This window comes from Pseudomonas sp. MWU16-30317, from assembly GCF_020515695.1.
Classification (GTDB): Bacteria; Pseudomonadota; Gammaproteobacteria; order Pseudomonadales; family Pseudomonadaceae; genus Aquipseudomonas.
Window position 1 is genome coordinate 260,885 of record NZ_JAIWJA010000002.1, and the last position, 24,856, is coordinate 285,740.

The following is a 24,856-nucleotide window of genomic DNA, read 5'->3' on the forward strand; positions in this document are numbered from 1 at the left end:
GCAGTGCGTCAGTCCGGCAGGCCGTTGACCGCCCGTGCCGCGCGAATCAGGCAATGGGTCAGCTCTGGCGAGGAGAATTTGGTCAATACCGCGTTGGCACCGGCGGCCTTGGCCTTCTCGCTGTTCATGGCGCTGTCCAGCGAGGTGTGCAGCAGCACGTACAGGTCCTGGAAGTCCGGCGTCTCGCGCAGGCTGCGGGTCAGGGCATAGCCGTCCATCTCGGACATCTCGATGTCCGACACCAGGATGTTGATCTGCTGGGCGGTGCCTTGCAGATCCAGCAGTTGCTCGATGGCTTCCTTGGCACTGCGGGCGGTGTGGCAGGACAGGCCCAGTGTGCGCAGCGTCAGTACCGATTGCTGTAACGCTACCTGGCTGTCGTCGACCACCAGGATGTTAGCCGTGGAGAGCATCTCGGCATCTTGCGCACTCAGGCCGGTGGCCACAGCCTCGACCTTCATCGGAGAAATGCCGTGGATGACTTTTTCGATGTCCAGCACCTGCACCAACACGTTATCGACTCGAGTCACGCCAGTGATATAGGACTTGTTGCCCGAGCCAAAGGGCGGCGGGCGAATGTCGGTGGTCAGGCAGTGGACGATCTTGCTCACGGCTTGCACGTGCAGGCCCTGCTTGGAGCGGCTCACATCCGTGACAATCAGGCAGCCACCGGCCGGGTCGAGCAGGGGCATTTCGCCGATGGCGCGGCTGAGGTCGATTACCGACAGCGAGGTACCGCGCAGCGTGGCGACGCCTTTGACGTTGGGGTGCGATTCCGGCAGGCGAGTCAGCGGTGGGCAGGGGATGATCTCGCTGACTTTGAGCAGGTTGATCGCCATCAATTTGCCGCTGCGCAGGGTGAACAGCAACAGCGACAACGAATCCGCGCGGGCTTTGGGGGACGACATAAGAACCTTCTGAGTCGTGTGGGGGGAGCATTGTTGGGGTTATCGACCTGAGGGCGGCAGGCTTTAGCGTTTTGTCTGCGGTCATTTCAATGACAGGCGTCTGGCCATGCGATTGAGGTTAGCGCGGTCCATGCCGAGCTCCCTGGCGGCGCTGGCCCAATTGTGGTCGTGTCGGGTCAGGCACGCTTCGATCATCTGGCGTTGAAAGCTGTCGGTGGCCCGGCGCAGGTCGCCGTCCGGGGAGAACGGTAGAGGCGGCGTACCTGGGCTGGGCGACTGATGTGCAGCCATTGGCATGTCCACTCCCTGTTCGATATCCAGGTCCCGGGCACTCAAGCCTAGCAACCGGGAGCCCGCCCGTCGCCCCCAGGCCTTGAGTGCGCTACGGCCGATCAGGTGCTCCAGTTCCCGCACATTGCCGGGCCAAGTATAGGCCAGCAGGGCGGACTGGGCGTCCGCCTCCAGGTGTAACCCGTCGAGGCCCAAGCGCGAGCGGTTGAGCTCCAGAAAGTAGCCGCTGAGCAGCAACACGTCGCGCTCACGCTCGCGCAACGGCGGAATGTGCAGCGGGAATACGCTCAAACGGTGATAGAAATCGGCGCGGTAGCGTCCCGCGCGCACTTCTTCGGCGAGGTTGCGGTTGGTGGCCGCGATCACGCGCACATCTACTCTTTGATCCTTGTCGGAACCCAGCCGCTGCAGCTGGCCGCTTTGCAGCACGCGCAACAGTTTGGCCTGGACGGTGAGCGGCAATTCACCGACCTCGTCGAGGAACAGGGTGCCGCCATCCGCCAGTTCGAATTTGCCCCGGCGGTCGGCTTGCGCGCCGGTAAAGGCGCCGCGCACATGGCCGAACAGCTCGCTCTCGACCAGGTTTTCCGGCAGGGCCGCACAATTGATGCTCACCAGTGGTGAGCGGGCGCGTGACGAGGCGCGGTGAATGGCTTGCGCGACCAGCTCCTTGCCCACCCCCGTTTCCCCGGTGACGAGTACCGTCAGGTCGCTGTGGCTGACCAGTTCGATCTCTTCCTGCAGGCGTCGGAGGGCGGGGCTCTGGCCGATCATTGGCTGGTGTTGCTGGCCGCTGGCCTGGCGGTAGATCTCAGCGCGGTGGTGCTCGTCTTCGGCGCGCCGCGCCAGATGCTGGATACGCTCGGCCACCGTGACGGTGGCAGCGGCGAGGCTGGCGAAGGCTTGCAGGGCGCCGGGCTCCAGGTGGTCGAAGCGGTGTGGGTCGAGGGCGTCCAGGGTCAGCAAGCCCCAAGGTCGCTCATCGATCATCAGCGGGCAACCCATGCAATCGTGTACATGCAGTTGCTCGTGCAGGCCGTCCACTAGCCCGTCATAAGGGTCGGGCAGCGGGCTGCGGCTGTCGAAGCGCGTGGGCGCGGGACTTGCCAGCAGTTGCTGGAAGCGTGGATGTTCGTCGACCTTGAAGCGTCGGCCCAGGGTGTCGGTACTCAGGCCGTCGACCGCCAGTGGGATCAGCCACTGGCCTTCAAGGCGCAGCAGTGCGGCAGCGTCGCAGGGCAGCAGGGCCCGCAGTGCGTCCAGCAAGCGACGATAACGTTCTGTCTCGGGCAGCTCTCGGGAGAGATCCTCGACCAGAGGGAGAAGGGCGGTCAGCAGGGGTTTTGCAGTCATAAAGACCTCGCGTAGTCGATATGACTCTACTCGATTGCGAGTCATTATGACTTCATAATTATCAAGCTATTGATTTATATGGATAATTTATATGGCATGAAAAGTGGAATGTCTTTGGCAGACATTCATCGTGAGCCCCACGGCTCCAGGAGCTTTCTATGCTGAGCCTAGAACACCGCGCCATCGTCAAAGCCACTGTCCCCTTGCTGGAAACCGGCGGCGAGGCCCTGACCACGCATTTCTACCAACTGCTGCTGAACAAGCACCCCGAGCTGCGTCCACTGTTCAATCAGGCGCACCAGGCCGATGGCGCGCAACCTCGCGCGTTGGCCAACGGGGTGTTGATGTACGCCAAGCACATCGATCAGTTGGACGCCCTCGGCGATCTGGTGGGGCGCATCATCAACAAGCATGTGTCGCTGCAGATCCTGCCAGAGCACTATCCGCTGGTTGGCGCCTGTCTACTGCAATCCATCGAGGAGGTTTTGGGCAAAGAGATCGCCACCGCTGCGGTCATTGAGGCCTGGGGCGCGGCCTATGGGCAGTTGGCCGAGATTCTGATCGGTGCCGAAGAGGTGCGATATCAGCAAAATGAGCAAGCCGAAGGCGGCTGGCGTGGCGCACGGGCATTCCGCCTGAGCCGCAAGGTTGTGGAAAGCGCAGAGATCACTTCGCTGTATTTCGAACCCGTCGATGGCCAGGCGATTCTGCTTGCTGCGCCTGGGCAATACATCGGCCTGCGGCTCTCTATCGATGGTCAGGAGCATCGGCGCAACTACTCGCTCTCGGCGCTGGCCAGCCACGGGCATTACCGCATCAGCGTCAAGCGTGAACCGGGCGGCAAGGTATCCAACTACCTGCACGACCGATTGGCCATCGGCGCCCCCCTGGACCTGTTCGCCCCTGCCGGTGAGTTCACCCTCACAGACAGTGACAAACCCTTGGTACTGATCAGCGGCGGCGTCGGTATTACCGCCACCCTGGCGATGCTCGAGGCTGCGCTGCCAACAGGGCGTGCCGTGCATTTCATCCATTGCGCGCGCAATCACGCAGCCCACGGGTTCAGGACGCAGGTCGATGCGCTGGCCATGCAATATCCGCAGCTCAAGCGTTTTTACTGCTACGAAGAAGGGGCGGGCGCCGATGCCCTCGGCCGTCTTGATGCCAGCCTGTTGGAGCGCTGGCTGCCGCTTTCGCGTGACGTGGATGCCTACTTTCTCGGGCCCAAGCCCTTTATGTCGGCGGTGCGCAGATTGTTGATCGCCAGCGGCGTGCCTTCGCAGCAGTGTCGGTACGAGTTTTTCGGCCCGGCCAGTGCGCTGGATCAATAAAAGCGAAATCAAGCCCCTGTAACATTTGCACAGAGTTAATCGTGCATTAATCGATTTACCCTTTACTCGCTGGCGCTGCAGGGGCGTAGACTTGCGCCCACTTTTCATCTGCGGCCCTCAAATGCGGCCGCAGGTCGATTCGAACTGGCGAACAAAGGAAAACCCATGAGTGACATCAATGTGCGGCTGGTCCGCGAGCGGCGTTATCTGGTGCTGCTGGGGATCATCTGTCTGGCGCTGATCGGCGGCGCGCTGTACATGCAGGTGGTATTGCAAGAGGCCCCTTGCCCCCTGTGCATCCTGCAACGCTATGCCTTGCTGCTGATCGCCATTTTCGCCTTCATCGCCGCCGCCATGCCGGGGCGCAAATCGATGACCTTTTTCGAGGGGCTGGTGGTCTTGAGTGCCTTGGGCGGGATCGCCGCTGCCGGCAATCACGCGTGGGTGCTCGCCCATCCGTCGGATAGCTGCGGCATCGATGTGCTGCAACCAATCGTCGATGGCTTGCCTATGGCGAACTGGTGGCCAATGGTCTTCCAAGTGTCTGGCTTCTGCACTACGCCGTACCCGCCGGTGCTGGGTTTGTCGCTTGCGCAGTGGGCTTTGACGGCTTTCGTGCTGACCGCTGTGCTGGTGCCGCTGTGCGTTTACAGAAATCGTCGGAACGCCTAGCTCGCTTCAGATTCATACTTGCAGGCCGATACAAATTGTCGCCTGCGCGGTTTCGTCGCGGCGAATGACGATTTATTCTGGTTCATTCGCCTGCAGCCCAGATATTTCGGGCGTATCAGCGGATCTGTCAGGGTGCGACATCGTGTCGCAAGGACTTGAAATTACGGCCGATTGTTGCATAATTCGGAAGTAACTGTTGCTAACTAAACCGTATTCATTGAGGGGTTACCTCACTACAATCGCGGCACTTTCCGCCTTGCGGTACCGTCTGAAAACCCTCCGAATCACGCGCACACGCGCTGTTCAGAGCCTCGGGCATCCAGCTTCGCGGTGTCGTGTAGAAGGTCCCTTCAGGATGTCCTGCACCCGATGGATCGGGTCCGTTGAAGGCGTAATGCCGACGAAGCCACAATAATAGAACACCGTACTACACTGGTCTGCCAACAGCAGCTGATCTAGAGGCATGCCCGTTTTCGATACCGATAAATGCTGACGCTTGGCAGGACGAAGTGTTGGCGATCACAACACAATTGCATTGAAGCAAGCTGCTTTAGAGGTCGTGAGATGAGCAAAAAGCGTTACCCCAGACTGTTTGGCATATTGCCCTTTTTCGGCATGCTTTTTCTCAGCGGGTGCAACTGGACCCTGCTGGATCCGAAAGGGCAGGTCGGCATCGACGAACGTAACCTGATCTTCATCGCCTTCGCCTTGATGTTGCTGGTGGTGGTTCCGGTGATCGTCATGTGCTTCATGTTCGCGTGGAAGTACCGCGCGTCCAACAAGGATGCCGATTATCAGCCCGAGTGGGCCCACTCCACCAAGATCGAACTGACAGTGTGGGGCATCCCGCTGCTGATCATTATCGCGCTCGGCTGGGTGACCTATGAATCCACTCACCGCCTTGATCCGTACAAGCCACTGGTTTCCGAGAACAAGCCCATCACCATCCAGGTTGTAGCGCTGGACTGGAAGTGGATGTTCATCTATCCGGAACAAGGCATCGCCACGGTCAACAAAGTGGTGTTCCCGGCCAATACACCGGTCAATTTCCGTATCACGTCCGACTCGGTGATGAACTCGTTCTTCATCCCGGCACTCGGCGGCCAGATCTACGCGATGGCCGGCATGCAGACCCAGCTGCACCTGATAGCTAACGAAAACGGTGTGTTTGACGGTATCTCCGCCAACTACAGCGGTGCCGGTTTCACCGGTATGAAGTTCAAAGCAGAAGCGACCTCCCAGGCTGATTTCGATGCGTGGGTCAGTAAAGTCAAGGCAGCACCTAAACAGCTTGATACGGCTGAATACGCTGAAATGGCCAAACCAAGTGAAAACAATCCTGCCGTCGAGTACAGCTCGTTTGCACCGAACCTGTTTCAGACCATCCTCGACAAGTACGAAGGTATGAACCCAGGTAAAGGTCTGCACTCCGAGCACGAAGCCGGTGGCAGTATGGAAGGGATGGACATGGGCGCGAATTCAGCTGCTGGGGCGAAGGAGTAAAAGATGTTCGGTAAATTAAGTCTGGAGGCGATACCGTTCCACGAGCCGATTGTGATGGTGACCCTTGCGGTCGTCGCCATATTGGGCCTGGGCCTCGTATCAGCAATCACCTACTTCAAGAAGTGGGGTTATCTGTGGACCGAGTGGTTGACCACTGTCGACCACAAACGTATCGGCGTGATGTACATCGTCGTGGCCGTGGTCATGTTGCTGCGTGGTTTTGCCGACGCCATCATGATGCGTTCCCAGTTGGCGGTCGCCACGGGCGGCTCCACCGGCTTCTTGCCGCCGGAACACTACGACCAGATCTTCACCGCTCACGGTGTGATCATGATCATCTTCATGGCCATGCCATTCATGATCGGTCTGATGAACATCGTGGTGCCGTTGCAGATCGGCGCACGCGACGTGGCCTTCCCGTTCCTCAACTCCGTCAGCTTCTGGCTGTTCGTGGCTGCGGTGCTGCTGGTCAACATCTCCCTGGGTGTCGGCGAATTCGCCAAGACCGGCTGGGTGGCCTATCCACCGCTGGCGGGGCTGCAATACAGTCCGGGCGTAGGCGTTGACTACTACATCTGGGCACTGCAGATATCAGGCCTGGGTACATTGCTGACAGGGGTGAACTTCATCGTCACCATCCTGAAGATGCGTGCGCCTGGCATGACCCTGATGAAAATGCCGGTGTTCACCTGGAACTGCCTGTGCACCGCTGTCCTGATCGCCGCTTCGTTCCCGATCCTGACTGCGACACTGCTGTTGCTGACCGCCGACCGTTACCTGGGCTTCCACTTCTTCACCAATGAACTTGGTGGGAACCCGATGATGTACGTCAACCTGTTCTGGGCATGGGGTCACCCTGAGGTGTACATCCTGATCCTGCCAGCGTTTGGTGTCTTCTCCGAGGTCACCTCGACGTTCGCCAAGAAACGCCTGTTCGGCTACGTATCGCTGGTCTATGCGACCATCGCCATTACCGTGCTGTCGTTCATCGTCTGGCTGCACCACTTTTTCACCATGGGTTCGGGGGCCAACGTCAACGCCTTCTTTGGCATCATGACAATGGTGATCGCGATCCCGACGGGTGTGAAAATCTTCACCTGGCTGTTCACCATGTACCGTGGTCGCATCGAGTTCACCACTCCGATGCTGTGGACGATCGGCTTCATCGTGACCTTCAGTATCGGTGGTATGACCGGCGTATTGCTAGCCGTTCCTGGTGCTGACTTCGTACTGCACAACAGCCTGTTCCTGATTGCGCACTTCCACAACGTGATCATCGGTGGTGCCGTGTTCGGTTACCTGGCCGGTTTCTCGTTCTGGTTCCCGAAAGCCTTCGGCTTCAAGCTGAACGAGCGTCTGGGCAAGTACTCCTTCTGGTGCTGGATCGTCGGTTTCTACCTGGCGTTCATGCCGCTGTACGTGCTGGGCTTCATGGGCATGACCCGTCGCCTGAACCACACCGATAACCCAGAATGGACGCCGTGGCTGCTGGCTGCCTGGGTCGGTGCACTGTTCGTCGCTGCAGGTATCTTCTTCCAGCTGCTGCAACTGTACGTGTCGATTCGCGACCGTCACAAGAACCTGGACACCACGGGCGATCCATGGGATGGCCGTACGCTGGAATGGTCGACTTCGTCGCCACCGCCGTTCTACAACTTCGCTGAAGTACCAGCCGTTTCCGACCTGGACGCTTACTGGGGCATGAAAGAGCGCTCCCAGGCGACCGAAAAGGCCGCGACCTACAAGCCGATCCACATGCCACGCAACACCGGCATGGGTGTACTGATCGGTGCGTTCAGCCTGGTAATGGGTTTCGCACTCATCTGGCACATCTGGTGGGCAGCGATCATCGGTCTGGTCGGCATGATTGCCGGTGTGATCATCCGCAGCTACGACAACGATATCGACTACTACGTGCCGGTTGACGTAATAGCACGCATCGAGGGCGAACACATGAAGTCGCTGGCTGCCGCCAGTGCCGCTCATGGCCGTCTGAACTCCACGGTGGAGAAGGCTTAAATAATGTCCAATACAGCAATTCACGGCGCTGTCGCCGACGGCCATGGTCACGATCATGGCCACGATGATCATCACGACGCCGGGGCCATGACGGTCTTCGGCTTCTGGATCTACCTGATGACGGACTGCATCCTGTTCGCGTCGATCTTTGCCGCGTACGCAGTCCTGGTAAACAACGTTGCTGGCGGGCCTTCGGGCGCCGACATCTTCGAACTGCCTTATGTGCTGGTCGAAACCGCAGCGCTGCTGTTGAGCTCCATCACCTTCGGCTTCTCGATGCTGGCGATGTACAAGGGTGACAAGGGCAAAGTGCTGCTGTGGCTGTTCATCACGTTCCTGTTCGGTCTGGTCTTCATCGGCATGGAAATCAATGAATTCCACAAGCTGATCGAAGAAGGTTTCGGCCCGGATCGCAGTGGCTTCCTGACCGGGTTCTTCACCCTGGTCGGCACCCACGGTGTGCACGTGACCAGCGGTCTGTTGTGGATGGCCGTGGTCATGCTGCAAGTACGCAAGTACGGCCTGACGCCTACCAATCAGACGCGCATGAGCTGCCTGAGCTTGTTCTGGCACTTCCTGGACGTGGTCTGGATCTGCGTATTCACCGTTGTCTACCTGCTGGGGACCCTGTAATGGCTAACGCACATACCACTTCCGCCGGCAGCAGCCACGGTAGCCACAAGTCGTACCTGATCGGTTTCATCCTGTCGGTGATCCTGACCGCGATTCCGTTCGCCGCAGTCATGACCCACGCGCTGCCCAAGGACATGACCCTGCTGGTCGTCCTGGTTACCGCCGTGGTTCAGGTCCTGGTGCACCTGGTGTACTTCCTGCACCTTGACCGCAGCTCCGAACAGCGCTGGAACGTGATTGCATTCGTGTTCTCGGCATTGATCATTGCGTTCCTGGTCGGCTTGTCGCTGTGGATCATGTTCAGCATTCATCACTTCATGATGGCGAAGTGAGGCAGGCGCATGTCCATTAAGCACTTTATCCAAATCACCAAACCGGGGATCATTTTCGGTAACGTGCTTTCTGTGGCAGGCGGCTTTTTCCTGGCCTCGCAAGGAACGGTCAATCTCTGGCTGTTCCTCGCTACAGTGATTGGTACTTCGTTGGTGGTGGCGTCGGGCTGTGCATTCAACAATTGCATCGACCGCGACATCGACGTGAAGATGGAGCGCACCAAGAACCGCGCGTTGGTCCAGGGCGAGATTTCTCTGAAAGTCGCCCTGACCTACGCCACGGTGCTGGGTGTCGCCGGGCTGGGCATGCTCTGCGAGCTGGCCAACCCGCTGGCCTCGCTGTTCGGCCTGATCGGTTTCATCATCTACGTCGGTTTCTACAGCCTCTACCTGAAGCGCAAGTCGGTTCACGGCACGCTGGTGGGCAGCCTCTCCGGGGCCATGCCACCGGTCATCGGCTATGTCGCGGTGAGCAATCACTTCGACCTGGCCGCGCTGACCCTGCTGGTGATGTTCAGCCTGTGGCAGATGCCGCACTCGTACGCAATCGCGATCTTTCGCTTCAACGATTACCTGGCAGCGTCCATTCCGGTGCTGCCGGTCAAGCGTGGTATCGAAGTCGCCAAGCGGCACATCCTGTACTACATCGCGGCGTTTCTGGTCGCTACGCTGATGTTGACCCTTGGCGGCTATGCCGGCATGAGTTACATGGCAGTGGCAGCGGCGATGGGCATGTACTGGCTGTACATGGCCTGGACCGGCTACAAGACCTCAGATGACGTGAAGTGGGCGCGCAAGCTGTTCGTGTTCTCGATCTTCACCATCACGGCGCTGAGCATCATGATGTCCGTGGACTTCAAGATCCCGACGGTGCTGCTTACCTAAGCGTATTGTTTTACGCGTAGGTGCCAGGCGTTAGCCTACTGCCATACGAAACGCCCCGGGCCTCAAGGTTTCGGGGCGTTTTTGTTTTTGCGGGATTCGGGTTTGGGCCTGCTTACGCTCCAGCCTGCGCAGCGGCCTGCCATTGGCCCCTCGCCTAGGCTCGGGGTGCCCGCGTTCCGTCAGCTGAACAGAAGGCACGCCTCGACGCGCCATCTATGGCGCAACGAGGCTTTGCCGGCATCCATGCCGGCAAGCCCTCTGTTCAGCTGACGGAACGCGGCCTGCTGGAGGGCCGCCGCACAGGCTGGAGCGCAAGCAGGCCCACACCGACCCAGCCCCCCCGCCCAATGAAAAACACTGGACAACCCCAACCCAGGGCCATTATCTTCCCTGCCGTGGCCACCGCAGTGGCCGACGTCGCTCGGACGGTTCCGGGCGCTTACGTTTCGAGGAAGTCATGGCCGAACATCGTTCGCCGCGCCGCTTTGCGCGCATAGATCGTCTCCCCCCCTATGTTTTCAATATCACTGCCGAGCTGAAGATGGCCGCGCGTCGTCGTGGCGAAGACATCATCGACTTGAGCATGGGCAACCCCGACGGGCCGACGCCGCCGCACATCGTCGAAAAACTCTGCAGCGTCGCCCAGCGCGAAGACACCCACGGTTACTCCACCTCTCGCGGTATCCCGCGCCTGCGCCGGGCAATCTCGCGGTGGTACAAGGATCGCTACGACGTCGAGATCGACCCTGAAGACGAAGCCATCGTTACCATCGGCTCCAAGGAAGGCCTGGCGCACCTGATGCTGGCCACCCTGGACCAAGGCGACACCGTCCTGGTGCCCAACCCCAGCTACCCGATTCACATCTACGGTGCCGTGATTGCCGGCGCCCAGGTGCGCTCGGTGCCACTGGTGCCAGGGGTGGATTTCTTCAACGAGCTGGAGAGGGCGATTCGCGAGTCCATCCCCAAGCCGAAGATGATGATTCTGGGCTTCCCGTCCAACCCGACCGCGCAATGCGTGGAACTGGATTTCTTCGAGCGCGTGGTGGCCCTGGCCAAGCGCTACGACGTGCTGGTGGTGCACGACCTCGCTTACGCCGACATCGTCTACGACGGCTGGAAAGCCCCTTCGATCATGCAGGTGCCGGGCGCCAAGGACATCGCGGTCGAGTTCTTCACCCTGTCCAAGAGCTACAACATGGCCGGCTGGCGGATTGGCTTCATGGTCGGCAACGCGGAACTGGTCAACGCCCTGGCGCGGATCAAAAGCTACCACGACTACGGCACCTTCACGCCGTTGCAGGTCGCCGCCATCGCCGCGTTGGAAGGCGATCAGCAGTGCGTGCTGGACATCGCCGAGCAGTATCGCCAGCGCCGCAACGTGCTGGTCAAGGGCCTGCACGAACTGGGCTGGATGGTCGAGAACCCCAAGGCGTCGATGTACGTGTGGGCCAAGATCCCCGAGGCGTATGCGCATCTGGGCTCGCTGGAGTTCGCCAAGAAGCTGCTGGCCGAAGCCAAGGTCTGCGTGTCGCCGGGTATCGGCTTTGGCGACTACGGCGACGATCATGTGCGCTTCGCGCTGATCGAGAACCAGGACCGGATCCGGCAGGCAGTGCGCGGGATTCGGCAGATGTTCCGGGCGGATGACAAGGCCAGAGTCTGATACTGCGCGGTCCCTGTGGGCGCGTGCAGAGCCCGCTCCCACAGGTGAAAGTGTTGCGCATGGTGGCTCAGCGTAGTGATCAGGTTCCAGCCATCACCGTACAACACGGTATTTTCCGGGAAACCCGGTTCTGGGCTACGCTGCATATACTTGCTACTGGATTATTACCGATCCGGAAAATAACTTTTCCCAAATGGGTATTTTTAACTGCGCGCATTCGGGCCTAAGCTCGAGTGATTAGCTGATGATGAAAATATCCATGAAAGTGCGTCATAAAGTCGCCCCGCATCGCCACTGCCATTGCCTCACGGGCGCCGGGGGCTATGCTGTGGACGGCACTTTTGCTTTTTGCGTGAGTTCTAAATTTTTGGACGTACGACTCGCGCATTACTAGATCGAATGCAAAGAACAGGGGATCGCTATGCACACCAAGCTTTCTGGTTCACCCGCTTCTTCTACCCGCAGCACCAGTGCGTTGCGGTTTACCCAAGATCTGCTGTCCAAAGCTGGCCTGAGCGTGGATGGACGCGCCCCATGGGACATGCAGATCAAGGACCCCAAAGTTCCCGAGCGCGCGCTCGCCGAGGGCAACCTCGGCCTGGGCGAGGCCTACATGAACGGCGACTGGGATGCCGAGCAACTCGATGAGTTCTTTGCGCGTCTGTTGCGCTCTGGGGTAGCGGACCTGGTCAACCCGGCGGCGCTGTTGTTCCATGCGGTGCGTGCCAAGTTGGTCAACCTGCAAAGCCGCAGCCGCGCCTTTCAGGTGGGGGAGCAGCATTACGATCTAGGCAATGACTTCTACGAAAGCATGCTCGACCCGCGCATGGCCTACACCTGCGGTTACTGGCGCGACGCCAAGGACCTGACCGAAGCGCAGAACGCCAAGCTCGACCTGATCTGTCGCAAACTGAACCTGCAACCTGGCCAGCGCGTGCTGGATATCGGCTGTGGCTGGGGCAGTTTCATGTCTTACGCAGCCGAGCACTATGGTGTCGAGTGCGTAGGTGTGACCATCTCCAAGGAGCAGTGCGACTGGGCCAAGCGTCAATACCCGGACCTGCCGCTGGAGTTTCGCCTGCAGGATTACCGTGAAGTCGACGAGCAGTTCGATCACATCGTCAGCGTCGGCATGTTCGAGCACGTCGGCCGCAAGAATCACCGCACCTACATGGAAATGGCCCATCGTTGCCTCAAGGACGACGGCCTGTTCCTGCTGCACACCATCGGCAAGAACCAGCGCAACAGCTCCACCGATCGCTGGATCGATAAATACATCTTCCCCAACGGCGACTTGCCGTCCATCGGTCAGATCGGCGATTCCATCGATGGACTGTTCGTGGCCGAAGACATGCACAACTTCGGCGCCGACTACGATAAGACACTGATGGCCTGGTGCGAGAACTTCGAAGCGGCCTGGCCACGCTTCTCGCAAGTCATGGGCGAGCGTTTCTATCGCATGTGGCGTTATTATCTGCTGTCGTGCGCCGGGGCTTTTCGAGCCCGTGATATACAGCTCTGGCAATGGGTACTGTCGAAAAAAGGCGTACTCGGCGGCTATGAGCGCGTCGTTTGATCAATCAAGGAATTCCCGATGTCCAGTTATTTCCCCGCGACACGTCCACGTCGTCTGCGGCGCAACGAGCACTTGAGGTCGATGTTCCAGGAGGCGGAGTTCAGCCTGGATGACCTGGTGCTACCGATTTTCGTCGAGGAAGGCATCGACGATTTCGTCCCGATCAAGACCATGCCCGGGGTCAATCGCATCCCCGAGTCGAAGCTGGCCAGCGAGATCGAACGCTACGCCCGCGCGGGTATCCGCTCGGTCATGACCTTCGGCGTTTCGCACCATCTCGACGAGACCGGCAGCGACACCTGGAACGACAACGGCCTGGTGGCGCGCATGTCGCGCATCATCAAGGACACCGCTCCGCAGATGGTGGTCATGTCCGATACCTGCTTCTGCGAGTACACCTCTCACGGCCACTGCGGCGTGCTGCACGGTCATGAAGTCGACAACGACGCGACGCTGATCAACCTTGGCCGCCAGGCCGTGGTGGCCGCTCAGGCGGGCGCGGATTTCATTGCGCCATCGGCGGCGATGGATGGCCAGGTGCAGGCGATCCGCAGTGCCCTGGACGCAGCGGGCTTCAGCCAGACCTCGATCATGGCCTATTCCACCAAGTTCGCCTCGGCGCTGTACGGCCCGTTCCGTGAAGCCGGTGGCACGGCACTGACCGGTGACCGCAAGACCTACCAGATGAACCCGATGAACCGCCGTGAAGCGGTGCGCGAGTCGCTGCTGGACGAGCAGGAAGGTGCCGATGCGATCATGGTCAAACCGGCCGGTGCCTATCTGGACATCATTCGCGACATCCGCGAAGCCTCACGCTTGCCCCTGGCGGCGTATCAGGTGAGTGGCGAGTACGCGATGATCAAGTTCGGCGCGCAGGCCGGTGCCATCGACGAGGCGCGCGTGATGCGCGAAAGCCTGGGCGCGATCAAGCGTGCGGGCGCCGATCTGATCTTCACCTACTTCGCCATGGACATCGCCCGCGACGGGATTTGATCCACGCAATGCCCCTGTGGGAGCGAGCTCGTTCCCACAGAGGCAGGCGAATACGCTCAGGCGGCACTCGCGCGCCGTGCATACCCCATGCTCACCATCGCCAGCACGGCTACTGCGGCGATGATCACGCTGAACACCTCACCCGCCAGGCTCAAGCCGAACGGCGCGATGCTGAATCCCAAGGCAATCACCGGCAGCGACATCGAGAAATAGAACACGATGAACAACGCCGAGGTCACCGCTGCCTTCTGCTGCGGCGGGCAGGCCGCCATCACTGCGCCCATCCCGGCTTTGAACACCATGCCCTGACCGGCACCGGACAGGCAGCCGCCTAACAGCAACAGGCCCATCTGATGGGTGTGGATGCTCGCGCCCAGCGCCAGCACGCCAGCGATCAAGCCGCAGCACCCGACGGTCATCTGCTGCTTGGGGGCGATCCATTTCAGCGCCGCCTGACCGCCGATAGAAGCGACGAAGAACAGGCAGCACACGGCGCCGATCACCAGGCCCCCTTGCTGGCCCATCAATTGGCGCATGATCGATGGCACCAGGCTGGTGACTACCCCGGCAACGCTGAAACCGGCCAGCCCGGCGATCGCTGCCGGAATGAACAACGCGCGCACCGCCGGCGTGATGCTGGGGCGCATGATCCCCAGGCGCACCTGCTCGGGCCGCTGCACCGTTTCGCGCGCCACGGCGATACCTGCCGCCGCCAGCACCAGCAGGCCCAGGTGCAAACCGAAGACAAGGGTGGTCGGCCATGGCAGGTATTGCGAGGTAAACCCCGCCAGCAACGGGCCGAAGCCCAGGCCGAACATGTTGGCGGCAGTGGCCATCAAGGTCGCCTGGCTGCGCCACGCCGTGGGCGCCGACTCGACCACCGCCACGGTCGCGGTGCCGGTCATGATCCCGGCGCTGAAACCGGAAAACAACCGGCCCGCCAGCATGCCGCCGACCGAGTGGGTGGTGAGGAAGATCACCGCGCTGATCGCCGCCATCAGCAGACCCGCCAGCAACAGCGGACGGCGGCCGATCTGGTCCGACCAGCTGCCGACCAGCACTAGCGCAGCGATCACCCCGGCGGCGTACACCGAGAAGATCAACGTCAGCCAGATGGCATCGAAGCCCAGTTGCTGCTGGTACAGCGCATAGAGGGGAGTCGGCAGGGTAGTGCCCATCATGGTGATGAAAAAGGCTACGGCTACCAGCAGAAAGTCGCGCTGTGCGTGGGGCGTTTTATCCGTCATTGGAAGGCTCTGTCTCAAGGGCTTGATTTCAGGGTGTGACCGGTGTGGTGTCGCCAAGGTTCGCACAAGTCATGGGCGAAGAGGCCCCATTGTCACAGAGAATCTTGCGCGACAGCCAGTTGGCGTTTCGTCGGGTCGCGAGTTCAAATCTGGAAAAACCTCTCAGTTCGCCCACACTGTCACATTCTCTCGCAGTCTGTTCGCCGGTCTGGCGTGTGCTGCGCAGCAGTGCACCGGTTGTCGATCAAGGAGTCACTCGCAGGTTCTGGAGAACTCATGACCACAGTGTTCAATGCCGCCGATTTCGGCGCGACAGGTAACGGTAGCAGCGACGATACCGCCGCGCTGCAAAAAGCCATCAATGCCGCCGCAGCCGGGGGAGGGACCGTGCACCTCGATGCCGGCACTTATATCCTCAGCGCCACGGCCGGCAGTTGCCTGACCCTGAAAAGCAACGTCACCCTGCAAGGCGACGGTATCGGTGCCACCACGCTGAAGCTGGCCGATGGCGCCAGTGCGGCCGTCACCAGCCTGATCAAGGCCGGCAACAGCAGCCACGATGTCGGGGCCAGCCGGTTGACCCTGGATGGCAACACCGCGCATACCGCCGCTGTCGCCACAGGCTGGCTCAACGGCAGCGCTACCCAGGTGCAGTTGGACAGCATCGAGGCGCAGAACTTCGGCGGCGCCGGCCTCGATCTGCAGGGCAAGAACAGCCAGGTCACCCTCAGCCACAGCAGCGTGCACAACAACGCCGGTGATGGCCTGGTGGCCGATTACCTCAGCAACAGCACCTTCAGCCACAACAGCGCCTACGCCAATGGCGGCAATGGCTACAACCTGGGTGGCGACGTACGCCTGATCGACAGTGACGCCTACCGCAACGGCGGCAGCGGCGTGTTCCTGCAAGAGGGCACCAGCGGCGCTCGCAGTGCGCTGTCAGTCGAAGGCGGGGTGATCTATGGCAACCATGCCGATGGCGTGACCGCCAGCGCGGCGGAACTGTTCTCCATCAGCGGCGCCGATATCCATGACAACGGCGATGCGGGCGTGTCCCTGGAGGCCAGTTCGTTCGGCGACGTGTCCTACAACCACATCTACGATAACGCCCAGAATGGCAGCTCGGCCGAAGTGCAGATTCTAGGCGCAGCCAGCGGTGTCACTGGCAAATCGGCGACGCCGGCGTCCGAGTTCAACACCGTCGGTACCAACATCATCACCGGCGGCGAGCACTCCACCTATGGCGTGCTCGAAGCCCAGGGCGCTGGCGACTACAATTTCGTCAATCAGAACATCATCAGCAACATGATCGAGGGTGGCGCCCAGGTGTACGGCGAGCACAGCGACTCGGCGAAGAACCCCTCGCAGATCTTCACCTTCGGTACCAGCGACGGCAACGCCATTACCGGCGGCATCACCCGCGACACCATGTTTGGCCAGGCTGGCAATGACGTGCTCAGCGGTGGCGCCAACGACGACACCCTGGTCGGCGGTGGCGGGGTCGACACGCTCTCCGGGGGCACCGGCAATGATATCTTCCGTTTCACCTCACTGGAGGACAGTTACCGCACGGCGAGCAAATCCTTCGCGGATCGCATCACCGATTTCGATGCCGCCCACGACAAACTCGACCTCGCCGACATCAATATCAGCGGCCTGGGTGACGGTCAGAACGGCACCCTGTACCTGTCGTACAATGCTGCCAAGGACGTCACCTACCTGAAGAGCTTCGAGGAGGACGCGCAGGGCAACCGCTTCGAGCTGGTGCTCAAGGGTGATTACCGTGGCAGCCTGACCGATGATAACTTCCAGCACGAGATCAGCGGGACCTCGGGCCGCGACGTTCTCACCGGTACGGCCGGCGCCGAGACCTTGCTGGGCAATGCCGGCAAGGACGTGCTCGATGGCGCTGTAGGGGACGATCGGCTCAACGGCGGCGCAGGCGCCGATGTGCTCACCGGTGGCGCGGGTGCCGACACTTTCGTGTTCACCAATGTGCACGACAGCACCCGTTCCGACGGTGCGGGGGGCACGGCGCTGCGCGAAACCATCACCGACTTCAACGAACAGGACAACGACCTGATCGACGTCTCGGCGCTGGGGTTCAGTGGTCTGGGCAATGGTTACAACGGCACCCTCAAGGTGGTGCTCAGTGCGGCGGGGGACAAGACTGCACTCAAGTCACTCGAGCCGTCGGGCCCTGATGGCCAGCATTTCGAGATATTGCTCAGTGGTAACCACCTCAATGATCTGACGATGAACAACGTCATCTTTTCCAACCAGAGCAGTTCGGTGGTGACCTCCGAGCCTTACCAGAGCCCTGGATTGGACGATGGCACGGTGGCGCCGATCACGGTGATCGGCGTGGCCGGTCATCAAGAGGCACTCAGCTGACGCGGCGCTGATGCTGCTGGCCTCTTCGCGAGCACACTTTGCTCCTGCGGTCTTGCACCTGGAGCAAAGCGTGCTCGCGCAAGGGCCCTCGACAGCACTATCAATCCGCCAGTAATCAGCGCAACTGACTGGCAAACTGCCCCACCGCACTGACCACCCGCTTGGCGCCATCCTGTATCTCGACGATCACGTCACCCGCCTGGTTGGCCAGGTTCAAGCCTTGCTCGGCCTGGGTGCGGCTGTTGGCCATGCCGCGCACGGCTTCCTCGGCCAGCTTCTGGTTCTGTTGCACCACCGTAATGATCTCTTCCGTGGCCGTGCTGGTGCGCCCGGCCAGTTGCCGCACTTCATCCGCCACCACGGCAAAACCGCGGCCCTGTTCGCCCGCGCGCGCCGCCTCGATCGCCGCGTTGAGGGCCAGCAGGTTGGTCTGCTGGGCGATGCCGCCGATGGTCTGCACGATCGAGCTGATCAGCAGCGACTGCTTGCCCAGCGCCTCGATGCCCTGGGAGGCAGACTCCATCTCTTCGGCGATCTTGTGCATGGTATTGACGGTTTCCTGGACCACGCTGGCACCGCGTTGGGCACTCACATCGGTCTGCTGCGAGGTACTGAACGCGATGCTGGCCGCCTCGTTGACCTCATGCTCGCGGTTGACCTGATCGGTCACCAGGGTCGCGAACTTGACCACTTTGTAGAGCTTGTCGCTGGTGTCATGCACCGGGTTGTAAGAGGCTTCTAGCCATACCGTACGGCCGCTGGCGTCGATGCGCTTGAAACGATCGGCAATAAAAGTGCCGCGGTTGAGCGTGGCCCAGAATTCGCGATATTCAGCCGAGTTGGCTTCTTGCGGATCGCAGAACATGCTGTGGTGCTTGCCTTTGATCTGCTCCAGGCGATAACCCATGGCCTGCAGGAAGCGATCGTTGGCAGTCAGTACCTCGCCTTGCAGGTTGAACTCGATGACGGCGGTGGAGCGCAGCAGCGCATTGATCAGCCCTTCGTTTTCCTTGGCGATGACCACCGTGGTGGTCACGTCGGTGGCCACGCAGTCGACGCGAAAGACATTACCCTGCTCATCCTTGAGCGGATTCCAGAACGCCCGCAGCCAAGCCTCGGTGCCATCGGCGCGCAGCAGCCGGTAGAGATCGCCGATGGAGTTGCCGCGAGCGACCGCCGCCTTGAGGTTGCGGTAGCAATCGAGTTTCTTGACGTACTCCGGAACGATCTCGTCCAGCGAGCGTCCCAGCAATGTCGACTCGGTGTGCTGCATGGCCTGGGTGAATTTCTGGTTGATATGGGTGATGCGAAACTGCGCGTCGATACTCAGCGCGATCATCTCCTGGTCCATCGCTTCTTGCACCTGCCGCAGCAGGCTGACCTCGGCGCGCAACGCCGCCAACTCCTGTTTGGAACGAGTATTGAACATGGCGATACCAGATGTAGGAAACAGTTAATAAGGTTTATCGACGCGATCCAGCGTTTTTTGATTTACCAGACAGTTTTCCCGATTGACGGGTACTGGCTCATTGCCCATACCCGCTATTGAGCTTAGCAGTGGTTTTGCCAGTGCAACGGCTAGTCTTCAACAGAACCGCCCAATGGCTTGGCCACCTATCTCGCAAGGAACGACACGTCATCATGGACATCATCGCAAATACCCTGTCTCGCACCCGGCTGCTGGCACTGCTGGTCATCACCAGCTTGCTGAGCGGCTGTGGCATCAATAACATTCCCCAGTACGACGAACAGGTCAAAGCGGCCTGGGCGCAGGTCGAAAACCAGTACCAGCGACGTGCCGACCTGATCCCCAATCTGGTGGAAACCGTCAAGGGCTATGCGAAGCAGGAGCAGGACACCTTGACCAAGGTGATCGAGGCGCGGGCCAAGGCGACGTCGATCCAGATCGATGCGAGCACCATCAACGATCCGGCCAAGGTGCAGCAGTTCGACCAGGCTCAGCAGCAACTCAGTGGTGCACTGAGCCGCTTGATGGTGGTGTCCGAGCGCTATCCTGACCTCAAGTCCAACCAGAACTTCCTGGCGTTGCAATCGCAGCTCGAGGGCACCGAAAACCGTATCGCGGTGGCGCGGCGTGACTTCATCGCTGCCGTCGAGAAGTACAACACCGAAATCCGTACCTTCCCCGGCAAGCTCTGGCAGATGACGATGTACCGCGACATGCAGGTACGCGAGAACTTCAAGGCCACCGCGGCCAATGCCAACGAAGCGCCCGCCGTGAAGTTTCAATGAGGCCATCGCTGGCGAGGCTGTGCCTGACGCTGATGCTGTGGGGCTTGGTGAATATCGCCCAGGCCCTGACCTTTCCGACCCTGAGTGGGCGGGTAGTGGATCAGGCCGGCATGCTCGATGCTGGGGCGCGGACGCAGATCAGCCAGATGCTCGAGGCTCATGAACAGGCCAGCGGCGAGCAACTGGTGGTGGTCACGGTGCCGGACCTGCAAGGCAGCACCATCGAGGATTACGGCTACCAGCTCGGGCGCGCCTGGGGCATAGGCCAAAAGGGCAAGGACAACGGTGCGCTGCTGCTGGTGGCCAAGGACGAACGGCGGGTGCGTATCGAGGTGGGATACGGCCTTGAAGGTCGCCTCACCGACGCGCAGTCCTCGATCATCATCAACAGCGTCATGTTGCCGGCCTTCAAACAAGGCAATTTCAGCGCCGGCATTCAGGCAGGCGCGGCCGCTATGTTGCAGGTACTCGGGGGCGATCCTCTGGCGCAGCCGCAGCAGCGTGCGGCCAGTGAACACGGCCGCGAGCAATTGCCGTGGCCGCTATTTCTGTTCCTCATCGTGGTCGTGGTGCTGGTTGTGCGCGGTGGTGGAGGCGGTGGCCGTGGCCGTGGAGGTGGCGGTCGCTCGGTGCTGAACGGCGCGATACTGGGCAGCGTGCTGGGCGGCGGTGGTTCCTCGGGCGGCGGCTTTGGCGCAGGTGGCGGTGGCGGCGGTGGTTTTGGTGGGGGCGGCGGCAGCTTCGGCGGCGGTGGAGCTTCCGGTGGCTGGTAAACGAATGACAACGAGTCTGACCCCAACATGACCCTGCTCAACGAACATGCGCAACAACAGGTCGCCGCCGCTATCGCCAAGGTCGAGCGCGAGAGCGACGCCGAACTGGTCACCGTGCTGGCGCCGCGAGCGGACGATTACGCTTACATTCCGCTGCTCTGGGCGGGCCTGATTGCGCTCCTGGTGCCTGGTATCGTCAACTACTACCCGGCCTGGCTCAGCGCTCACCAGTTGCTGTTGGTGCAATGGCTGACCTTTATCGTGATCGGCCTGGTATTTCGTTTGCCGGTGATCACCACGCGCCTGATCCCCCGACGAGTGCGGCACTGGCGGGCGGCCAACCTGGCGCGGCGCCAATTTCTCGAACGCAAGCTGCACCATACGGTGGGCGGCACCGGGGTGTTGATCTTCGTCTGCGAGGCCGAGCGCTACGTAGAGATACTGGTGGACCATGGGATTTCCCAGCGCATCGGCGATGACACCTGGAAGGCGATCGTCGCCGACTTCACCCAGGCGGTCGGCCGTGGCCAGACGCTGCAGGGATTCCTGACCTGCATCGAGGCCTGCGGCGAGCACCTCAAGCGCCATGTGCCACTGACCCAGGCGCGTAACGAGTTGCCGGATCGCCTGATCATCCTCGACTGACCGCAGCGCTCGCGCCCGACCGAGCCTGGAAAAATGCCTTTGCAGCTCCCATAGGCTGCGGCACAGTGCAGTCTTTTCCCCTGGCACGAGGCTTTCTGCGGTGCGCACTTACCCCTTCAAACAGGTCGACGTCTTCAGTACCCAGCCGCTCAAAGGCAATCCGCTGGCGGTAGTGCTTGGCGCCGATGAGCTGGACGCCACCCGCATGGCGGCGTTCGGCAACTGGACCAACCTCAGCGAAACCACCTTCCTGCTCCAGCCCCAGGACCCGCGGGCAGACTACCGAGTACGGATCTTCACCACCTCGCGCGAGCTGCCGTTCGCCGGCCATCCGACCTTGGGCAGTTGTCACGCCTGGCTGCAGGCCGGCGGCCAGCCCAAGGGTGAAGAGATCATTCAAGAGTGCGGTATCGGCCTGGTGCGGATTCGGCGCCAGGGCACGCAGCTGGCCTTTATCGCACCGCCGTTATTGCGGGCCGGCCCGGTCGAGGCCGAGGTACTGGAGCGCGTACGCCAGGCGCTGGATTTGCGCCCTGAAGAAATCCTCGACGCGCAGTGGGTGCAAAACGGCGTGCCATGGATGGCGCTGATGCTGCCGAGCCGGGCGCGGGTGTTGAGTTTGCAGCCCGACTACGCGCAGTTGGCCGGTCTGGATGTAGGGGTGGTGGCGCCGTGGCAGGCCGAAGATGGCGATGAAGCGCAGTTCGAAGTGCGCGCCTTTATCGGCGGTGACGGTGTGCCCGAAGACCCGGCCACCGGTAGCCTCAACGCCGGTATCGCACGTTGGTTGCTGAGCACCGGCCAGGCCCCTGCGCGCTATGTCGCCAGTCAGGGCACTGCACTGGGTCGCTCGGGCCGGATTAGTGTGGAGCGAGTGGGCGATGACATCTGGATCGGCGGTGCGGTGGTGACCTGCATCGAGGGGCAAGTCAGGCTTTAAGCTGAAATCTGCGGTGCAGCTGATGGCCTCTTCGCGGGCAAGCCTTGCTCCCACAGGTGTACAAATCAACTCTGTGGGCAAGCCTTGCTCCCACGAGGGTACGAGTCAACTCTGTGGGCAAGCCTTGCTCCCACAGGTGTACAAATCAACTCTGTGGGCAACCCTTGCTCCCACGAGGATACGAGTCAACTCTGTGGGAGCAAGGCTTGCCCGCGAAGAGGCCTCCAGCCTCAACCGAGAAGCAACTGCTCGAGCCTGCCAACGATCATGTCCACTTCCAGATCGCTGACCGTCAGTGGCGGCAGCAAGCGCACGGTCTTGCCCCGCGTCACATTGATCAGCAGCCCTTGCTCCTGCGCAGCCCTGAGCGCCAGATCCCGCACCGGCTCGCGCAACTCGATCCCGACCATCAGCCCCAGGCCACGAATCTCCAGGACATTGGCGTTATCGGCCAACGCCTCGCGCAGTCCCTTGAGCAACCGATGGCCCTGACGCGCGGCGTTAGCCAGCAACCCCTCGTCCCGGACAATCTCCAGCACCGTACAGGCCACCCGGCACGCCAACGGATTACCGCCAAAGGTGCTGCCGTGGCTGCCCGGGGTGAATAGGTCGGCGATCCGCTGCCGGGCCAGGCAGGCGCCGATCGGGATGCCGTTGCCCAGCGCCTTGGCCAGGGTCAGCACATCCGGGACGATGCCCGCATGCTGGAAGGCGAACCAGTGCCCGGTACGGCCGATGCCGGTCTGGATTTCGTCGAGCATCAACAGCCAGCGTTGGCTGTCGCACTGAGCGCGCAACGCCTGGAGGTAGCCCGCAGGCGCGGTTTGTACGCCGCTCTCGCCTTGCACGGGTTCGAGCAATACGGCACAGATGCGTTCGGCGTAAGTCCGCGTCAGCGCCTGTAGCGCGGCGATATCACCAAAGGGCACCCGCAGGAAATTACCCGGCAACGGCTGAAAACTGCTGCGTGATGCGGCGCAATCGCTGGCCGCCAAGGTGCCCAGAGTGCGGCCATGAAACGCGTTGACCATGACCACGATCAAGGGCGCCTCGATGCCCTTGGCCCAGCCGTACAAGCGGGCCAGCTTGAGCGCGGTCTCGTTGGCCTCGGCGCCGGAGTTGTTGAAAAACGCCGCGTTGAGGCCCGACAGCGTGGTCAGTTTGGCGGCCAGCCGTTGCTGCCAATCGATGCCGTACAGGTTGGAGGTATGAAGCAGCAATCCGGCTTGCTCGGTGATCGCCGCGACGATGCGAGGATGACAGTGGCCGACGTTGGTCACTGCCACCCCGGCCACCGCGTCCAGGTATTCGCGACCATGCTGATCCCACACACGGGTGCCCAGGCCGCGCTGAAATTTCAGGGGCAGGGGTTTATAGGTGTTCATCAGGCTGGCAGCGGTCACGGTCTGGATCTCCTTGGATTGGTTTTTGCCAGTATCTTTAACCACTCGATGGGGATAAATGCGTCTATCCTGAGATGACTTTAAAGCAGGGGTTGATAATGGATTTGTTCCAGGCCATGGGTGTGTACGTCAAAGTGGTCGAAACCGGCAGCATGACCGCCGCCGCGCAAGCCTGCGGGCTGTCCACCACCATGGTCGGTAATCACCTGCGTGCGCTTGAACAACGCCTGGGCGTCAGCTTGCTCAAGCGCACCACTCGTCGCCAGAGCCTCACCGAGTTCGGCGCCACCTACTACCAGCGTTGCAAGGACGTGCTGGGGCTGGTCGACGATTCCGAGCAACTGGCCGAGCAGGCGCAGGACGACGCCCGTGGCATGTTGCGCCTGACCGCTCCTGCCGCGTTCGGGGCCGAACGCCTGGCGCCAGCGCTGGCAGAATTCAGCCTGCTGTACCCGCTGGTGCAGTTGGAAGTGGTGCTGACCAACCAGATCATCGACCCGATCGAACAGAACTTCGACGCCGCCATTCGCTTAGGCGTGATCGAATCCTCCGGGCTGATTGCCCGTCCGTTGCAGGATTACACCCTCAATATCTGCGCCGCGCCCGAATACCTGCAACGTCGCGGCATCCCCGCCGACCCCGAGCAATTGCGCGAGCACGACTGCCTGGCGTTTTCCTACCCGGCTGGAGACGATTGGCAATCGGTGGCCAAGCAGTGGCGGCTCACCGGCCCGCAAGGCGAGGTGGTCGTCCCGGTGTCCGGCCCCATGGCCATCAACAGCTCTCCAGGCCTGCGTCAGGCCGCCCTGGCCGGTATGGGCATCGTCATGCTGCCCGACGTGGTCGTCGGCCAGGACATCGCAGAAGGCAAACTCATCGCCCTGCTCAACGACTACCCACCGCCGAGCCGGCCGATGCACCTGGTCTACACCCAGGACCGTTATCGGTTGCCCAAGCTGCGGCGGTTCGTGGATTTTGTGATGGCGCGATGGGGGCGTACTCAAGGCTTCACTGCCCCGTAACAAAATGTCTTTAAGCT

The 24,856-nt window shown here is 61.1% G+C and carries 21 protein-coding genes; 16 read left to right on the forward strand and 5 right to left on the reverse strand.

Annotated features, from left to right (window positions below):
* Nucleotides 1-8 precede the first annotated feature (8 nt).
* Nucleotides 9-908, reverse strand: coding sequence for a chemotaxis protein (locus LIX93_RS05925; RefSeq protein ID WP_226503085.1), 900 nt, complete (start codon nt 906-908; stop codon nt 9-11).
* An 81-nt stretch (nt 909-989) separates the two neighbouring features.
* Entirely contained in the window at nt 990-2,552 is a 1,563-nt protein-coding gene (gene norR / locus LIX93_RS05930; protein WP_226503086.1) for a nitric oxide reductase transcriptional regulator NorR, read from the reverse strand.
* Nucleotides 2,553-2,710: 158 nt separating this feature from the next.
* On the opposite strand from norR, the gene hmpA reads away from it, so the two are divergent.
* The 10 genes from hmpA (at nt 2,711) to hemB (ending at nt 14,162) form a co-directional block, all read left to right on the forward strand.
* Nucleotides 2,711-3,883 carry an NO-inducible flavohemoprotein gene (hmpA, locus tag LIX93_RS05935; protein WP_226503087.1) on the forward strand — a complete coding sequence of 391 codons (1,173 nt, stop codon included), beginning with the start codon at nt 2,711-2,713 and terminating at the stop codon, nt 3,881-3,883.
* 165 nt (nt 3,884-4,048) lie between these two features.
* Entirely contained in the window at nt 4,049-4,555 is a 507-nt protein-coding gene (locus LIX93_RS05940) for a disulfide bond formation protein B (RefSeq protein ID WP_226503088.1), read from the forward strand.
* A gap of 564 nt (nt 4,556-5,119) precedes the next feature.
* Nucleotides 5,120-6,058 (forward strand): ubiquinol oxidase subunit II, encoded by a 939-nt coding sequence (cyoA, locus tag LIX93_RS05945; RefSeq protein WP_226503089.1) that lies wholly within the window; start codon nt 5,120-5,122, stop codon nt 6,056-6,058.
* A 3-nt stretch (nt 6,059-6,061) separates the two neighbouring features.
* Nucleotides 6,062-8,077 (forward strand): cytochrome o ubiquinol oxidase subunit I, encoded by a 2,016-nt coding sequence (gene cyoB, locus LIX93_RS05950; protein ID WP_226503090.1) that lies wholly within the window; start codon nt 6,062-6,064, stop codon nt 8,075-8,077.
* 3 nt (nt 8,078-8,080) lie between these two features.
* Nucleotides 8,081-8,710: a cytochrome o ubiquinol oxidase subunit III gene (gene cyoC / locus LIX93_RS05955; protein ID WP_226503091.1), complete on the forward strand. Its 630-nt coding sequence runs from the start codon at nt 8,081-8,083 to the stop codon at nt 8,708-8,710.
* On the forward strand, nt 8,710-9,042 hold the full coding sequence (cyoD, locus tag LIX93_RS05960) for a cytochrome o ubiquinol oxidase subunit IV (protein ID WP_226503092.1): 333 nt from the start codon (nt 8,710-8,712) through the stop codon (nt 9,040-9,042). Before cyoC ends, cyoD begins: the two co-directional genes overlap by 1 nt.
* A 9-nt stretch (nt 9,043-9,051) precedes the next feature.
* On the forward strand, nt 9,052-9,927 hold the full coding sequence (gene cyoE, locus LIX93_RS05965) for a heme o synthase (protein WP_226503093.1): 876 nt from the start codon (nt 9,052-9,054) through the stop codon (nt 9,925-9,927).
* 457 nt (nt 9,928-10,384) lie between these two features.
* Nucleotides 10,385-11,593, forward strand: coding sequence for an alanine transaminase (alaC, locus tag LIX93_RS05970; protein ID WP_226503094.1), 1,209 nt, complete (start codon nt 10,385-10,387; stop codon nt 11,591-11,593).
* Nucleotides 11,594-12,014: 421 nt separating this feature from the next.
* Nucleotides 12,015-13,169 carry a cyclopropane fatty acyl phospholipid synthase gene (gene cfa, locus LIX93_RS05975; RefSeq protein WP_226503095.1) on the forward strand — a complete coding sequence of 385 codons (1,155 nt, stop codon included), beginning with the start codon at nt 12,015-12,017 and terminating at the stop codon, nt 13,167-13,169.
* A gap of 18 nt (nt 13,170-13,187) precedes the next feature.
* Nucleotides 13,188-14,162 carry a porphobilinogen synthase gene (hemB, locus tag LIX93_RS05980; protein WP_226503096.1) on the forward strand — a complete coding sequence of 325 codons (975 nt, stop codon included), beginning with the start codon at nt 13,188-13,190 and terminating at the stop codon, nt 14,160-14,162.
* A gap of 56 nt (nt 14,163-14,218) precedes the next feature.
* Here the strand turns inward: hemB and LIX93_RS05985 are convergent, their stop codons facing one another.
* Nucleotides 14,219-15,409, reverse strand: a complete 1,191-nt coding sequence (locus LIX93_RS05985; protein ID WP_226503097.1) for an MFS transporter — start codon at nt 15,407-15,409, stop codon at nt 14,219-14,221.
* Between the two features lie 276 nt (nt 15,410-15,685).
* On the opposite strand from LIX93_RS05985, the gene LIX93_RS05990 reads away from it, so the two are divergent.
* Nucleotides 15,686-17,803: a glycosyl hydrolase family 28-related protein gene (locus LIX93_RS05990; RefSeq protein ID WP_226503098.1), complete on the forward strand. Its 2,118-nt coding sequence runs from the start codon at nt 15,686-15,688 to the stop codon at nt 17,801-17,803.
* A 115-nt stretch (nt 17,804-17,918) separates the two neighbouring features.
* Here LIX93_RS05990 and LIX93_RS29655 read toward each other — a convergent pair whose 3' ends face one another.
* Nucleotides 17,919-19,232 (reverse strand): PAS domain-containing methyl-accepting chemotaxis protein, encoded by a 1,314-nt coding sequence (locus LIX93_RS29655; protein WP_226503099.1) that lies wholly within the window; start codon nt 19,230-19,232, stop codon nt 17,919-17,921.
* A gap of 212 nt (nt 19,233-19,444) precedes the next feature.
* Here LIX93_RS29655 and LIX93_RS06000 point away from each other — a divergent pair, with 212 nt between their 5' ends.
* From LIX93_RS06000 to LIX93_RS06015, 4 genes are all read left to right on the forward strand, one after another.
* Nucleotides 19,445-20,056, forward strand: coding sequence for a LemA family protein (locus LIX93_RS06000; RefSeq protein ID WP_226503100.1), 612 nt, complete (start codon nt 19,445-19,447; stop codon nt 20,054-20,056).
* The gene (locus tag LIX93_RS06005; protein ID WP_226503101.1) at nt 20,053-20,829 is read left to right on the forward strand and encodes a TPM domain-containing protein; all 777 of its coding nucleotides are present in this window, start codon (nt 20,053-20,055) and stop codon (nt 20,827-20,829) included. Before LIX93_RS06000 ends, LIX93_RS06005 begins: the two co-directional genes overlap by 4 nt.
* Before the next feature lie 27 nt (nt 20,830-20,856).
* Entirely contained in the window at nt 20,857-21,474 is a 618-nt protein-coding gene (locus LIX93_RS06010) for a hypothetical protein (protein ID WP_226503102.1), read from the forward strand.
* A 100-nt stretch (nt 21,475-21,574) separates the two neighbouring features.
* Nucleotides 21,575-22,414 (forward strand): PhzF family phenazine biosynthesis protein, encoded by an 840-nt coding sequence (locus tag LIX93_RS06015; protein WP_226503103.1) that lies wholly within the window; start codon nt 21,575-21,577, stop codon nt 22,412-22,414.
* A 230-nt stretch (nt 22,415-22,644) separates the two neighbouring features.
* Here the strand turns inward: LIX93_RS06015 and LIX93_RS06020 are convergent, their stop codons facing one another.
* Nucleotides 22,645-23,817, reverse strand: a complete 1,173-nt coding sequence (locus tag LIX93_RS06020; RefSeq protein ID WP_226503104.1) for an aspartate aminotransferase family protein — start codon at nt 23,815-23,817, stop codon at nt 22,645-22,647.
* A 98-nt stretch (nt 23,818-23,915) separates the two neighbouring features.
* Between LIX93_RS06020 and LIX93_RS06025 the strand changes: the two genes are divergently transcribed.
* On the forward strand, nt 23,916-24,839 hold the full coding sequence (locus tag LIX93_RS06025; protein ID WP_226503105.1) for a LysR family transcriptional regulator: 924 nt from the start codon (nt 23,916-23,918) through the stop codon (nt 24,837-24,839).
* The last annotated feature ends 17 nt before the right edge of the window (nt 24,840-24,856 follow it).